This is a genomic window from Chromobacterium sp. LK1, from assembly GCF_001043555.1.
GTDB classification, from domain to species: Bacteria; Pseudomonadota; Gammaproteobacteria; order Burkholderiales; family Chromobacteriaceae; genus Chromobacterium; species Chromobacterium aquaticum.
In genome coordinates, this window is sequence record NZ_LDUI01000033.1 from 15,607 (window position 1) to 29,989 (window position 14,383).

Annotated in this window: 13 protein-coding genes; 8 read left to right on the forward strand and 5 right to left on the reverse strand. The window is 61.5% G+C overall.

All coding sequences use genetic code 11. The annotated features are described in order from the left end of the window. Positions 1-14: 14 nt before the first annotated feature. The 5 genes from VI26_RS14795 to VI26_RS14815 are packed head-to-tail and all read right to left on the reverse strand — an operon-like array spanning position 15 to position 5,172. Entirely contained in the window at positions 15-1,934 is a 1,920-nt protein-coding gene (locus tag VI26_RS14795) for a chemotaxis protein CheA (protein WP_048410523.1), read from the reverse strand. 51 nt (positions 1,935-1,985) lie between these two features. Further along, a complete protein-coding gene (cheZ, locus tag VI26_RS14800; protein ID WP_048410524.1) occupies positions 1,986-2,744 on the reverse strand; it encodes a protein phosphatase CheZ in 759 nt (252 codons plus the stop codon). A 45-nt stretch (positions 2,745-2,789) separates the two neighbouring features. Beyond that, entirely contained in the window at positions 2,790-3,185 is a 396-nt protein-coding gene (gene cheY, locus VI26_RS14805; protein WP_048410525.1) for a chemotaxis response regulator CheY, read from the reverse strand. Between the two features lie 51 nt (positions 3,186-3,236). After that, positions 3,237-4,178 (reverse strand): chemotaxis protein, encoded by a 942-nt coding sequence (locus VI26_RS14810; RefSeq protein ID WP_048410526.1) that lies wholly within the window; start codon positions 4,176-4,178, stop codon positions 3,237-3,239. A gap of 40 nt (positions 4,179-4,218) precedes the next feature. Beyond that, positions 4,219-5,172: a chemotaxis protein gene (locus VI26_RS14815; protein ID WP_019103159.1), complete on the reverse strand. Its 954-nt coding sequence runs from the start codon at positions 5,170-5,172 to the stop codon at positions 4,219-4,221. Between the two features lie 179 nt (positions 5,173-5,351). On the opposite strand from VI26_RS14815, the gene VI26_RS14820 reads away from it, so the two are divergent. The 8 genes from VI26_RS14820 to VI26_RS14855 all read left to right on the forward strand — a co-directional run bounded on the left by VI26_RS14820 (position 5,352) and on the right by VI26_RS14855 (position 14,369). After that, on the forward strand, positions 5,352-6,509 hold the full coding sequence (locus VI26_RS14820; protein ID WP_048410527.1) for a PAS domain-containing sensor histidine kinase: 1,158 nt from the start codon (positions 5,352-5,354) through the stop codon (positions 6,507-6,509). Positions 6,510-6,547: 38 nt separating this feature from the next. Continuing rightward, positions 6,548-6,853, forward strand: coding sequence for an STAS domain-containing protein (locus VI26_RS14825; protein ID WP_048410528.1), 306 nt, complete (start codon positions 6,548-6,550; stop codon positions 6,851-6,853). A 22-nt stretch (positions 6,854-6,875) separates the two neighbouring features. Further along, a complete protein-coding gene (locus VI26_RS14830) occupies positions 6,876-7,958 on the forward strand; it encodes a PP2C family protein-serine/threonine phosphatase (protein WP_156183898.1) in 1,083 nt (360 codons plus the stop codon). Between the two features lie 216 nt (positions 7,959-8,174). Then, positions 8,175-8,540, forward strand: a complete 366-nt coding sequence (locus tag VI26_RS14835; RefSeq protein WP_048410530.1) for a response regulator — start codon at positions 8,175-8,177, stop codon at positions 8,538-8,540. 47 nt (positions 8,541-8,587) lie between these two features. Then, positions 8,588-10,597, forward strand: coding sequence for a chemotaxis protein CheW (locus tag VI26_RS14840; RefSeq protein WP_082151089.1), 2,010 nt, complete (start codon positions 8,588-8,590; stop codon positions 10,595-10,597). After that, the gene (locus VI26_RS14845) at positions 10,594-11,148 is read left to right on the forward strand and encodes a chemotaxis protein CheW (protein ID WP_231462729.1); all 555 of its coding nucleotides are present in this window, start codon (positions 10,594-10,596) and stop codon (positions 11,146-11,148) included. The genes VI26_RS14840 and VI26_RS14845 overlap by 4 nt, the downstream gene beginning before the upstream one ends. A gap of 4 nt (positions 11,149-11,152) precedes the next feature. Continuing rightward, entirely contained in the window at positions 11,153-13,501 is a 2,349-nt protein-coding gene (locus tag VI26_RS25335) for a methyl-accepting chemotaxis protein (protein WP_197081486.1), read from the forward strand. A 40-nt stretch (positions 13,502-13,541) separates the two neighbouring features. Continuing rightward, positions 13,542-14,369, forward strand: coding sequence for a CheR family methyltransferase (locus VI26_RS14855; RefSeq protein ID WP_048410533.1), 828 nt, complete (start codon positions 13,542-13,544; stop codon positions 14,367-14,369). Positions 14,370-14,383: the final 14 nt, after the last annotated feature.

A 14,383-nucleotide genomic window follows, 5' to 3' on the forward strand; every position in this document is an offset into this window, starting at 1 on the left:
CGGTATGCCTCTGTTCAGGTGGCGATCAAGTCCGCGGAACGAGTGACGCTGTTGCTGGTTTCGCTGGAGGAGAGCAGGTCTTCCATGTCCAGTACCAGCACGACGGAGCCATCGCCGGACAAGGTGGCGCCAGCCACGCCTTTCGGGCGGATGTTCTGCAGCGGTTTGATCACCACGTCGTCGCGGCCGACGAAGGAGTCGATCGCCAGGATGAAGGATTTTTCCGCCGACTGCATCAGTACGCCGAAATAAGGCTTTTGCGTCGGTTCCCAACCCAGCAGGCCGGCCAGGGTCTTCAGCGGCAGGATTTCGTCGCGCACCACGATGGTGGGCTTGCCGGAGACTTCCTGAATCGCGTTCGGGTCTATGGTGATGATTTCGCGCACCATCGCCAGCGGCACGGCGAACGGCTGGTTGCAGGCCCGCACCACCAGTACCGGCAGGATGGCCAGCGTCAGCGGCAGCGAGATGCTGATGCGGGTGCCTTCGCCCGGCACCGAGTTGATGTCGATGCGGCCGTTCAGCTTCTGGATATTGGTGCGCACCACGTCCATGCCCACGCCGCGGCCGGATACGCTGGAAATCTGGTCCTTGGTGGAGAAGCCGGGCAGGAAGATCAGCTGCAGGCACTGTTTTTCATCCAGGGAGTTGGCGCTCTCCTGGTCGATCAGGCCTTTTTCGATCGCCTTGCGGCGCAGCGCGTCGGCGTTCATGCCCTTGCCGTCGTCGGTGATCTCGATCAGGATATGATCGCCCACCTGTTCTGCGGTCAGCTGCACCAGCGCCTGCGGCTTCTTGCCGGCGGCGATGCGCTCTTCCGGCTGCTCGATGCCGTGGTCGACGGCATTGCGCACCAAGTGGACCAGTGGATCGTTCAAATCCTCGATCATGGTCTTGTCCAGCTCGGTTTCTTCGCCGGACAGCACCAGTTCGACTTCCTTGCCTAGCTGACGCGCGAGGTCGCGCGCCAAGCGCGGGTATTTCTGGAACAGGCGGCCAATCGGCTGCATGCGGGTTTTCATCACCGCGTTCTGCAGATCGCCGACCAGCAAGTCCAATTGGCTGATTGCCTCGTCCAGCGAGCGCAGGGTATTGGTGTCGCGGTTGCCTTGCAGGATCTCGGTGCGCAGCGTGGTCAGCCGGTTCTTGGTCAGGCCGATTTCGCCGGACAGGTTCAGTACCATGTCCAGGCGCACGGTATCGATGCGGATGGTGTTTTCCTGCGGGCCGCTGCTGCTGGGCGCATTGGTCGCCGGTTTGCTCGGCGCCGGCTTGGGCGGCGCTTTTGGCGCGGGCGCAGCGGCAACCGGCGCAGGGGCCGGAGCAGCTGGGGCCGGCGCGGGAGCCGGGGCTGTGGCTTGCGGCGCTGCGGCGGGAGTGCCCGCGGCGGCGCCGGGGGCTACTGCTTGGTAGAGCTGATTCCAGTCCGGGCCTTGGCCGTTGCCGGCGGCGGGCGCTGCTGCCGGCGGGGCCGGCGGCGGCGCGGCTGGTGCGGGGGCGACCGGGGCGGCGGCTTCCGCCGGCGCGTCGCCGGGCAAGGCTTCGCCGGCCAGCGCGGCGTCCAGCGCCGCCAGCACGCGCGGATCGGCGTCGCTGGGCATCAGGCCCTGGCCCATGGTGCCGAACATGTCGCGCACGATGCCGGTGGCGTCCAGAATCACGTCCATGATGCCGGCGGTGATGTGCAACTCGCCGTTACGCAGCTTGTCGAACAGGTTTTCGGTGCGGTGGCACAAATTGACCATCGGGCCGACGTTGAGAAAGCCCGCGCCGCCCTTGATGGTGTGGAAGCCCCGGAAAATATCGTTCAGCAGCGCTTTGTCTTCCGGACGCTTTTCCAGTTCCACCAGTTTATTGTCTACATCGGAGAGAAGGTCCGTAGACTCCATCAGGAAGTCTTGCAGCAGCTCTTCCATGCCGGCAAATTCGCTCATTTTCCACCCCCGCCACGCCTTGCTCGCGTGCCTAGTTCTGCGTGTTGTTCGTTAGAAGCCCAGGCTTTCCAGCAGGTCGTCGACCTGTTGCTGGCTGTTGACCACGTCGGTGCGGCCTTCCGGATTGATGACCGGGCCGTTCAACAGATTGCTGCCCATGCCCAGTTCTTCTTTTTTCGCCTCGGGCGAAAACTCGATCAGGAAGTTGACCAGCTCGCTTTCCAACAGCTTGACCATGCCCATCATCTTCTTGATGACCTGGCCGGTCAGATCCTGAAAGTCCTGGGCCATGACGATTTCCAGCAACTGGGTGCTGGTCGCCTGGGTCTGGGCCGGCACTTCATTTAAGTAGCCGCGCGTGTCGGCCGCAAGTTGTTGGAACTCTTCCACGGTCAGCAGGTTGGCGTACAGCCGTTCCCAGCGTGAGGACAGCTCCAGCGCCTTGCTTTCCAACTGGTCCTGATAGGGCTTGGCCAGATCGGTGGCGTTGAGCACGCGTTCGGCCGAATTTTCCGTCAGGGTGGCGATATAGGTCAGCCTGTCCTTGGCGTCCGGAATCGCATCGGCCATTTTTTCCAGGGATTTGTCGTAGCCTAAATCGCGTAGCGCATCATGCATTTTGCGGGTTAACTGACCAATTTGTTCGTACATCGAGGTAGGACCGCCGGCAGCGCCGGTTGCTTGAGCGGCGGCGACGGCTTCGGGCGCAGCGGCGGGCGGCGGCTCGGCCTCGCTTTGCTGTGTCGCGATGCTGTCGAACAGCGCTTCAAGCTCCGGGTTGTCCCCGCTTTCCAGGATGTGATTGGACACGATAAATCCTCCTCAATACTGACGCAGACCGTTTTTTTTCGGCACTCAGGCTGGTTTATTCAGGTTTTGGAAGATCTTGTTCATTTTTTCTTCCATGGTGGCGGCAGTGAAAGGCTTCACGATATAACCGCTGGCTCCGGCCATGGCCGCTTCGATGATGTTTTCGCGCTTGGCTTCCGCGGTGATCATCATGAAGGGCAGGTGCTTGAGCTGGGCGTCGGCGCGAACCGCTTTGAGCAGCTCGATGCCGGTCATATTGGGCATGTTCCAGTCCGAGACGATGAAGTCGAAGTGCTGGGTCTTCAGCTTGTGCAACGCCACCATGCCGTCCTCGGCTTCGTCGACGTTGGTGAACCCCAGTTCCTTCAAAAGATTGCGCACGATTCTCCGCATGGTGGAGAAGTCGTCTACGACTAGGAAGCGAATATTCTTGTCTGCCATTGAGGTGTGTCCTGATTTATCTGAATTCCATCGAGCCGCATATTGTAGCGACTACCTCTGCAGGAATGGAATCAAAGTTTCGGCCAACACGCCTGGGTCGAACTTGGCGACATAGGCATCCACCCCGACGCTGGAACCCATCGCCCGGTTGGCGTTGGACGACAGCGACGAGTGCATTACGACCGGAATGCCGCGGAAGCGCTGATCGGATTTGATCAGCTTGGTCAGCACGTAGCCGTCCATTTCCGGCATTTCGGCGTCCACCAGAATGATCTTCAGGTGGTCGTGCAGGCATTCGTCCTCGCCGAAATTGCGGCTGGCCAAGGTTTGCAGCCTGTCCCAGGCTTCGCGGCCGTTGGTGGCTTGCTGGAATTTGATGCCCATTTTCTCCAGCACGCCGGTGATTTCCTTGCGGGCGACGACCGAGTCGTCGACGAAGAAGAGGTATTGGTCATTTTCCAGCTGGGCGGTGGGCACGTCGGGCAGGCGCGGTTCACCGACCACGCTGGCCAGGATCTGCTCCACGTCCAGGATGGATACCAGCTTGCCGTTTTCCAGTTCCGTGATCGCGGTGATCAGGTTCTGATTGGTGCCGGCGGAGGCCATCATCATGTTTTCCGGCGCGCGCACCTTGTCCCAGTCCACGCGGATGATGCGGTCAACCGAGTCAACCAGGAAGGCCTGGGTGCTCTTGTTGAATTCGGTGACGATCATGGTGTCGTAACTGCGGTTCTGATCGGCGCCGATGAATTTGCCCAGCGAGATGACCGGGATGATATTGCCGCGCAGCGACAGCACGCCTTCCACGCCAAACGGCATGTTCGGTGTTTTGGTGATGGCGGGGGTTTGCGATACCTCGCGCACCTTGAACACGTTGATGCCGAAGGTTTCCCGCGTGCCGAGCGAAAACAGCAGAATCTCCATTTTGTTGGAACCTGCCAGCTTGGTCCTGGCGTCAACGGTTGCAAGCAAGGAGGCGTCTGTGGCTGCCATATCTGTCCCTCTCCCTTAATGCTTTTGCTTACTTACGATCTTAGTCTTTGGGTTCCAGATTCAGCATCTGGCGCAGCTTCATGGACAGTTTCTGCGGCTCGAACTTGGCGACGTAGGAGTCCACGCCGACCGATTCGCCCAGTTTCTGATTCGAAGAACCGGAAAGGGACGAGTGCATCAATACCGGAATGCCGTTGAAGCGCGGATCGCTCTTGATCATCTTGGTCAGCATGTAGCCGTCCATTTCCGGCATTTCCACGTCGGTGAGCACCAGGTGCAGCGAGTCCGACAGTTTCTTGCCGGCCAGGTCGGCCTGGTTGGCCATCTTCTGCAATTCCTCCCAACCGCGCATGCCGTTGATGGCGGAGGTGTACTGGATGTTCATCGCCTCCAGCGTGCGCTCGATCTGCTTGCGCGCCACCGCGGAGTCGTCGGCGAAGAAAATCCGGCGCGGCTCCTTCACCGGCTCGATGCCGAGGAAGGTGTGGCCGTCGTCGATGATGGTGGTTTCCGCCAGCACCTTCTCCACGTCCATCATCATCACCAGCGTGCCGTTGTCCAGCTCGGTCACCGCGGTGACCAGGCCGGCCATGCGGTTGGTGATCATTTCAGGAGGCACGCGCATCGCCGACCAGTCCAGCCGGAGAATGGTGTCCACCGCCTCCACCAGGAAACCCTGGGTGTGGGCGTTGTATTCGGTGACGATCATGATTTCCGGCTTGTTGCTGGTGACCACGCCCGTGTATTTGGCCAGGTCGATCACCGGCACCAGCGCGCCGCGCAGGCTGACCATGCCTTCCACCGAGGACGGCATTTCAGGTGCGGAAGTGATTTCCGGGGTGCGCATGACCTCGCGCACCTTGAACACGTTGATGCCGAAGATTTCCTTGCGCCCTGTGCGCTGATCCTGGCCCAACGAGAACAGCAGGATTTCCAGCTTGTTGGTGCCGGCCAGCTTCGTCCTGGCGTCGATTTTTTTGAGAAGCTCTGACACAGAAACCTCCGCTGTATTCTTTTGAAGTGGCGTACTACTACCCTTTATACGCCAGATATCGGTTTTGCCCGGTTTTTTTTGCTGAGCTGCATGCCAGATAACAAGTTGGCTCAGCGATACCCATTCATTATCATACTGTTTAAGTGGTTTTTACAAATAACTCGCAAGCGATTCGGCATATGGTTTCAAGCCTGAAAGATCAGCAGCAATTGGAGGCCGCATTCGAGCAATTCAATGCCGTCTCAAGCCAACTCATTGATGCATATAGACAACTTGAGAGCCAGGTGGCCGTTCTCAACGCGCAGCTGGACGAAGCCAACAATCAGCTGCGCAAACAGCGCGACGAGAACGCGATGCTGGCCGAGCGCCTGGGTTTATTGTTGGAGACGCTGCCGGCCGGCGTGGTGCAAGTATCGGCCGAAGGCGTGGTCAACGCGATCAATCCCGCGGCCAGTCGAATGCTAAATGGTTGTTCCGTAGGCGCTTTATGGCGGGATGCGCTGTCGGGGCTGGAGCGTTCCGAACTGGATGGCACCTATTGCCATTTGCATGGCGAGCCGGGTTTGGTGTTGACGATGCAATGTCAGGAGTTGCCCTCTTTTGGCGGACAGATTGTGCTTATTCACGATGTATCGCGTTTGCATCAATTGACCGGGGAATTGGCCCGCCAACAGAAGCTGGCGTCCATGGGCAGCATGGCGGCGGCGCTCGCCCACCAACTGCGCACGCCGCTGGCCACCGCGATGTTGTACACGGCCAATCTGAAGCAGGATATCCCCCGGGCGGAGGACCGTGCCCGCTTTGTCGATAAGAGCCTGGCCAGGATGCGGGCGCTGGAGAGCTTGATCCAGAACATGCTGGGTTATGTCCGTGGCCAAGTGACGACGCTGGAGCCCCTGGACCTGGACGGATTGCTGGATGATCTGCGCGCTGTCATGCAACCACAATGTCATGAAAAAGGTGTGCTTTTTGATTGCAATGTGGCAGTGTCATCTGCCATAAAGGTTTTGGTGGACCGTAAAGCGCTGCAAGGCGCGCTGGTGAATTTGCTGGAAAACGCTTGGCATTTTTCCGCGGCCGGCGATGTGTTGCGCTTGTCGGTGGAAAGCCAGGACGCGGCCTTGCTGTTTCGGGTGGAGGATGCCGGGCCGGGGCTGGACCCGGAACAGCTGGACAAGATGTTCGAGCCCTTTTTCACCACGCGGCCGGGCGGCACCGGTCTGGGGCTGGCCATTGTCAAGAAAGTGGTGGATGAACTGGGCGGCCAAGTCCGCTGTTTCAATAGGGGGGAAGGCGGGGCGTGCTTTGAGCTCAGTCTTCCGATGATGCAATCGTGATGGATGTGCCGTTTACACAAGAAAGCCGAGGACGCCGCATGAGACCCATTGTCAAAGTTGAGGGCAGAGTTGGAAAAATGATGCTGATCGGGCAGTTCGATTTCAATCTGCACCGGGAATTCCGCCAGGCCAGCCAAGAGTTGCTGGACAACCCGGAGGTGCAGGAAATCGAGATCGACTTTGATCAAGTGCCGTTCCTGGACAGCTCCGCCTTGGGCATGCTGCTGCTGCTGAAAGAGCGCGCGGCGGGACAGAAGAAGACCATGGTCCTGATCAACTGTCGCGAGGCGGTGATGCAGGTATTCGAAATCGCTTGCTTCAACAAGATGTTCACCATCAAGTAATCACTTTTGCATTGGAGCGTCTGTGCGCATCCGGGCCTGGTTGTCCGCTGATGCCGAGGCACGGGTTCGCAGCGACCCCTGGTTGTCGGCGCTGGACTGGTGGTTTTGCGGTGGCGCCGACTTCGCGGTGGGCGGCAGGCAGGATCTTTGGCTGACGGATTTGAGCGACGCTCCGCTCGCGCTATGCGAGCAATGGGAGAGCGGCAAGCCTCTGTGGGTTTTTCTGTCGGGGCGCGCCGCGCCCTGGCTGTCTTCTCCCAATATTCATTTCCTGCGTGGCGGTTTCGACATGGAGCTGCTGCGCCAGCGGCTGCTGGCCTGGTGTTGGCAGCAGCAGTCCTTGTGCCCCTGCCTGTTCGGGAAGGCGGCGTTCGACATCATCAACGGCGCGATGTCCTTGTATCGTTCGGCGGACTCGCCGCCGCATCTGTTTCCGCTGGAAGTGTCGGTCAAGCCGGTGGACGTCAGCGGCGGCGACGTGGTGTTGCGCGCGGATTTGCCGGACCGGACTTTGCTGATTCTGGCCGATGCCTCCGGCCATGGCCAGGGCTCGGTTTTGGACGCGGCGCTGCTGGTGCTGGGCGCGTCGCGCTGCCTGCTGTCTCAAGCCTTGTCGCCGGAGACGCTGGCGGAGCTGAATGCCTATATGTTCCGCCATGTGGCCGATGGGCGCTATGTCGGAGCCGCGCTGCTGGAAATCGACTGGCCGGGCCGGCAGGTGCGTGTGCTCAATGCCGGCATGCCCGATATTCTGCTGTTTCTGTCTTCACGCCTGGAGCGGCGCTTTCCGTCGATGTGCAGCCCCTTGGGCCTGAGCGGCGATATCGAGCCGCGGGTGCCGCTGACGCTGCCGTGGGCGGAGGGGCAGCACTTCCTGGCGCACAGCGACGGCATGGAGGAGTCTGACCTGCCCTATCTGCTGTCGCGCTTGTTGAGCTTGTCCGGCATCGCCGCCGCCGGCTCGTTCGGCTATGGCCCCCTGCCTTCGATTCCGCTAGGCTTCGCCAGTCCTTACAATGACGATATGTCGTCGTTGGCCTTCGCGGTGCCGACCGCGCTGGAGCGGTTTTCCGCTGCGCCGGCCCGGCCGTTGCCGAATCGTTAGGGGGAGTGACGGCATACTGAATGGAGCGCGGCAGCGTGTCCCGCTTTTAGTTGATCAACGATGAATATCTGTGCGAGCTTCAGCATTTTGGGCGCGGCGCCCATTGCGCAGTGGCCGAAAGGCGACGGCGGCTGAGCATGTGCAAGGTGTTGGGGGCGCTTCCGTCCGGCGCGCATGGCGCTCGGGTGGCGAACGGCTTCCTGGAACGGGGATGTTATGCATAAAAAAATATTGACGGTTGACGATTCCGCTTCGATTCGCCAGATGGTGTCGTTTACCTTGAAGAGCGCCGGCTACGAGGTGGTTGAGGCCGGCGATGGCAATGCCGGCCTGAGCAAGGCCCAGGGCGGGCAGTTCAATCTGGTCCTGACCGATCAGAACATGCCGGGCATGGATGGGCTGACCTTGATCCGCTCTTTGCGCAAGCTGCCGTCCTATGCCACGACGCCGATACTGATGCTGACCACGGAGTCCAGCGATCAGATGAAGGCATTGGGGCGCGCGGCGGGCGCCACCGGCTGGCTGGTCAAGCCATTTGATCCGCAGAAGCTGCTGGACGTGGTCAAGCGCGTGATCGGCTGAATCGGCTGATCTTGGGCACGGCGAGGAGCAAGCTTGTGGCAATCGACATGTCGCAGTTTCATCAAGTGTTTTTTGATGAGGCGGATGAACATCTGGCCAGCATGGAAAGCCTGTTGCTAGGCATGGATCCGTCCTGTCCGCAGCAGGAGGATTTGCACGCGGTGTTTCGCGCCGCGCATTCAATCAAGGGCGGCGCCGCCACTTTCGGCTTTGCCGACATGGCGGACCTGACTCATGTGCTCGAAGGCTTGCTGGACGAGGTCAGGCGCGGCACCCGCGATTTGAGCGCGGACATGGTGGACGTGATTCTGCGCGCCAAGGACGCGTTGCTCGGCATGCTGGCCGCGCACAAGGGCAAGGGCGTCTCCGACGCGGCGCTGGCCGCCACGATCAAGGCGCGGCTGGAGACGCTGGCCGCCGAGCCGACGGCGGCCAGGGCGGAAAGAAAGCCGCCGGAGGAGACGCGCCATTGGACGCTGTACTTGGAGCTGGACCCATTGGCCGATGTCGATATCGACGCGGTGTTGGAGTCGCTGGCCGAGCATGGCGATTTAAGCGTGGTGCAGCGTGGCGAAATGGCGGAAAACCTGCCTTGGGTGGCGGTATTCACCTCGCCGCTGGATGCGGCGGAGGTGGCGGAGTCGCTGGCCTTCGCGGTGCCGCAGGACAGTTTCCGCATCAATGTGGACCACGGCGTGGAGGAGGAGGGCAGTTTCGGCCTGTTTCTCGAGGCCAGTCCGGAACCCGACAACGGGGTCTGGCTGGAGGGGGACGGCTTCGGGCTCTTCGAGCCGCCGCCTGGAGATGGGGGAAGCAGCGGTCCGGCGACGGGTATCGACGCGGCCAAGCCGGCGGCGCGAGCCGGGCTGGGCGGCGAGAGCTCGATTCGAGTCAATATCGACAAGGTGGATCTGCTGCTCAACCTGGTGGGCGAGTTGGTGATCACTCAGTCCATGTTGGAGCAGTCCGGCACCAGGCTGGACCCAGTGGCTCACGAGCGCCTGCTCAGCGGCATCGGCGCTCTGCAGCGTAATGCGCGTGAGTTGCAGGAGGCGGTGATGTCGATCCGGATGACGCCGATCGCCTTTGTATTCAACCGGTTTCCGCGCGTGGTGCGCGATCTGGCCGGCCGGCTGGGCAAGCGGGTTGAGTTGCAGATGAGCGGAGAGAACACTGAGCTGGACAAGGGTTTCATCGAAAAGCTGTCAGACCCGTTGACCCATTTGGTGCGCAATAGTCTGGACCATGGCATAGAGGCGCCGGAGGCGCGGCAGGCCAGGGGCAAGGATCCGGTGGGGCGTTTGACGCTGCGCGCCTTCCATCAGGGCAGCAATATCGTCATCGAAGTCAGCGATGATGGCGCCGGCCTGAGCCGGGAACGGATTCTGTCCACGGCGCGGCAGCGCGGGCTGGCGGCGCCGGACTCGCTTAGCGACGCCGAAGTATGGGCGCTGATATTCGAAGCCGGCTTTTCCACCGCCGACGAGGTGACCGATGTGTCCGGCCGCGGCGTGGGCATGGACGTGGTCAAGCGCAATATTCAGAGCATGGGCGGCCGTGTCGAGGTCGATTCCATGGCCGATGTGGGCACCACCATAGGCATTCATCTGCCGCTGACGCTGGCGATCATGGACGGCATGTCGGTGCGCATCGGCGCGGAAACTTATGTGATGCCGCTGGGCGCGGTGCTGGAATCCTTGCAGCCCGCGCCGCACGATATCAAGAGCGTGGCCGCGCGCGGCCAGGTGGTGTGCATTCGTGGCGAATATCTGCCCATTGTGTCGCTGGGCCGGTTCTTCGCCATCCCGGAAGCGCGAGAAATGCCGAGCGAGGCGATCCTGGTGATCGTGGAGGCCGGCCATGGCCGCTTGGCGCTGTTGGTGGACGATTTGATCGGCCAACAGCAATTCGTGGTGAAAAACCTGGAAACCAATTACCGCAAGGTGGATGGCATTTCCGGCGCCACCATTCTTGGCGATGGCCAAGTGGCGCTGATCCTGGACATCGCCGCGATCGCGCGGCACAACCAGCGTGCGGCACAGGCGCTGGATGCATGAGAATAGACAAGGGAAGAGGACAGATGGGGGCGGAACGGGAAGACCCGGGGCTGGCGCAGCGGCGCTCGGGCAATGAGTTGCTGGTGTTCACGCTGGGCGCGGAAGAGTACGGCATCGATATTCTGAAGGTGCAGGAAATCCGTGGCTACGATGCGGTGACCCGCATCGCCAACGCGCCGGAATTCATCAAGGGCGTGGTCAATCTGCGCGGCCACATCGTGCCGATTGTGGACCTGAGGCTGAAGTTCGGCCTGGGCGAGCCGGTGTACAACGAATTCACCGTGGTCATCGTGCTGAATGTGTTCGGCCGTGTCATCGGCGCGGTGGTGGACGGGGTGTCCGATGTGATCCAGTTGGAGCGGGAGGCGTTGCGCGCCGCGCCGGAGTTTGGCGCGGCGGTGGACACCGCCTATATCGAAGGACTGGGAACCTTGGACGACCGCATGATCATCGTGGTCGATATCGAGCGCCTGATGGGCAGCGAGGAAATGGCGCTGACCGATGCCGCGGACCGGGCGAGCCCCGGCGTCGCAGACGTGTTTGAGGGGTAGAAGAATGAACAATATGAAAGTGATGCATAGGCTGGCGTTGGGGTTCGGCCTGCTGATCCTGTTGCTGGCGGTGGCGATGACGCTGGCGGTCCGGCAATTGCAGGGGGTGGCAGGGGACTTGGTCGGCATTTCCAGCGTGCATATCCCGCAGGTCAGCGTCGCGCACAAGCTCGCCGCCAACGTCAACCTGACGTCGCGCGATGTGCGCAATCTGCTGCTGAGCAAGGATCCGCAGCTGATCAAGGAGTTCAACCAGGAGATCGACAATAACCTGGCCAAGCTCACGCAGCGGATGGCGCAACTGGAGCCCAATGTCAGCAGCGCCGGGCGCCCGCTGTTCGAAGGCATGCGCGCCGACGAAGCCAACTTCCGCTCCGAACTGGCGGTGTTTCGGCGCATGCAGGCGCAGGGGCGCGAAGTGCAGGCGCGCGATTATCTGTTCGTCACGCTGCGCGACACCCAGCTCAAATACATGGATTCGATAGACCGCTACATCGCATTTGAAGAGGGCCTGATGCGCAAGGCCGGCCAGGACGCCAGCGACAATTCGCAGCAGGCCTACAGGCTGATGTTCGTGTTCACCCTGCTGGCTCTGGCGATAGGCGTAGGCTTCGGCGTCTTCATCATCCGTTCGCTGATGCGCCAACTGGGCGGCGAGCCGGCGGAGCTGGTCAAGGTGATGCGCGAGCTGACCGAAGGCCAGGTGCGTTCCGAAATCAAGGTCAAGCCGGGCGACAAGCACAGCCTGTTCGCGTCGATGAGCCTGCTGGCGGAGAAGGCGATAGAGAACATCCGGGTACGCAATGCGCTGGACAACGCTTCCACCAATGTGATGATCGCCGACAACGAACGCAACATCATCTACACCAATCACAGCGTCATGGAAATGCTGCGTCGCGCCGAGGCCGATATGCGCAAGGCGCTGCCCAATTTCGACGCGCGCACGCTGCTGGGCACCAATATGGATGTGTTCCATAGCAATCCCGCGCATCAGCGCGACCTGCTGGCCAATCTGCGCTCGACCTATCGCGCGCAGATCAGCATAGGCACGCGTATTTTCGGGCTGGTCGCCAATCCGGTGTTCGGCACCGATGGTTCGCGGCTGGGCACGGTGGTGGAATGGAAGGACCGTACCGGGGAGATTGAAATCGAGAAGGAAGTGGCCGGCATCATCGCCGCCGCCGCCGCCGGGGATTTCGAGCAGCGCATCAATCTGGAAGGCAAGGATGGTTTCTTCCGGCAGTTGGGCGAGAGCGTGAATCAGTTGCTGACGGTGACCAGCCAAGGGCTGGGCGATATCGCCACCGTGCTGGCGGCGCTGGCCAAGGGCGATCTGACCCATGCGATCAAGGGCGACTATCAGGGCCTGTTCCGCCAATTGCAGAACGACACCAACACCACGGTGGAGCGCCTGAAGGAAATCGTCGCCAATATCAAGGAATCCACCGACGCGATCAACACCGCCGCGCGCGAAATCGCGTCCGGCAACGCCAATCTGTCCAGTCGCACCGAGCAACAGGCGGCCAGCCTGGAGGAAACCGCTTCCAGCATGGAGGAAATCACCAGCACGGTGCGCCAGAACGCCGAAAACGCCAAGAAAGCCAATAGCCTGGCGATAGGCGCGTCCGACATCGCCGCGCGCGGTGGCAAGGTGGTCGGCGACGTGGTGGCCACCATGAACGAGATCAATGACAGCGCGCGCAAGATCGTCGACATCATCAGCGTGATAGACGGCATCGCGTTCCAGACCAATATCCTGGCGCTCAACGCCGCGGTGGAAGCCGCGCGCGCCGGCGAGCAGGGCCGCGGCTTCGCCGTGGTGGCCAGCGAGGTGCGCAATCTGGCGCAGCGCTCCGCCGCCGCCGCCAAGGAGATCAAGGGCCTGATCGGCAACTCGGTGTCCAAGGTCGAATCCGGCTCCAAGCTGGTGGACGAGGCCGGCAGCACCATGGACGAGATCGTGATCTCCATCCGCCGCGTCGCCGACATCATGAGCGATATATCCGCCGCATCGATAGAGCAGAGCTCGGGCATCGAGCAGGTGAACCTGGCGGTGACGCAGATGGACGAGAATACTCAGAAGAACGCCGCGCTGGTGGAGCAGGCGGCGGCGGCGGCGGAGTCGCTGGAAGAGCAGGCGCGCTATCTGGACGACGCGGTACAAGTGTTCAAGCTCAGCGATTCCGCGCTGAGGCCGCGCGCCGTGCCGGCGCGTGTCGCACCATTGGCGGAGCCGATTGCGCCGCTGCCTGGCTTCAAGCCCGCGCCGGCCAAGCCGGCCGGCAAGATACAGGTACCGGAGCGCCTGCGGCCGCAGGTGGATCTGAGCGATGGCGAGTGGGAGGAGTTTTGACCCCGGCTAGCCGGGCGGCGGGCCGGGGAATACAGGCTTGATGGGGCTGGAATTGGATATCAAATTCACTCCCGATGACTTCCTCCGCATCCGCGGCATGGTGTATCAGCGGGTGGGCATCGCGCTGAACGACAGCAAGACCCATATGGCCTATGCGCGGCTGGCCAAGCGGGTGCGCTCGCTGGGCCTGAAGAGCTTTGCCGAATATCTGGACCGGCTGGAGCGCGACGAGGTGGCGGACGAGTGGCAGAACTTCGTCAATGCGCTGACCACCAATCTGACGTTTTTTTTTCGCGAGCCGCATCATTTCGGCATGTTGCGCGCGCATGCCGAAGCTTGGACGCGGCGCGGACGCTCGTACCGGGTGTGGAGCGCGGCCTCCTCCACCGGCGAGGAGCCGTATTCCATCGCGATGACGCTGGCGGAACTGGCCGAGCGCATGCGGCCCTTTCCTTTCGAACTGCTGGCGTCGGATATCGATACCCATGTGCTGCAGCAGGCGATGCGCGGAGTTTATGGCAGCGAACGCACCAACAAATTGCCGGACGCGCAGTTGCACCGCTTCTTCGACAAGGGGGTGGGCGCCAACGAGGGCAAGGTGAGGGTGAAGAAGAGGCTGCGAGACGCGGTGACGTTTTTCCAGATGAATCTGGTGGCGCCGTCCTGGCCGGAGCTGGGCGAGTTCGATGTCATCTTCTGCCGCAATGTGCTGATCTATTTTGATAAGCCGACGCAGGCGGCCATACTCAATCATATGGCGCGGCACCTGGCCCCGGACGGATTGTTGTTGCTGGGGCATTCGGAGAACATCCTGCACCTGAGCGACGCGTTCCTGCCCTGCGGCAAAACCAGCTACCGGCTGGCCTAGCCGGCGCGTGCGGC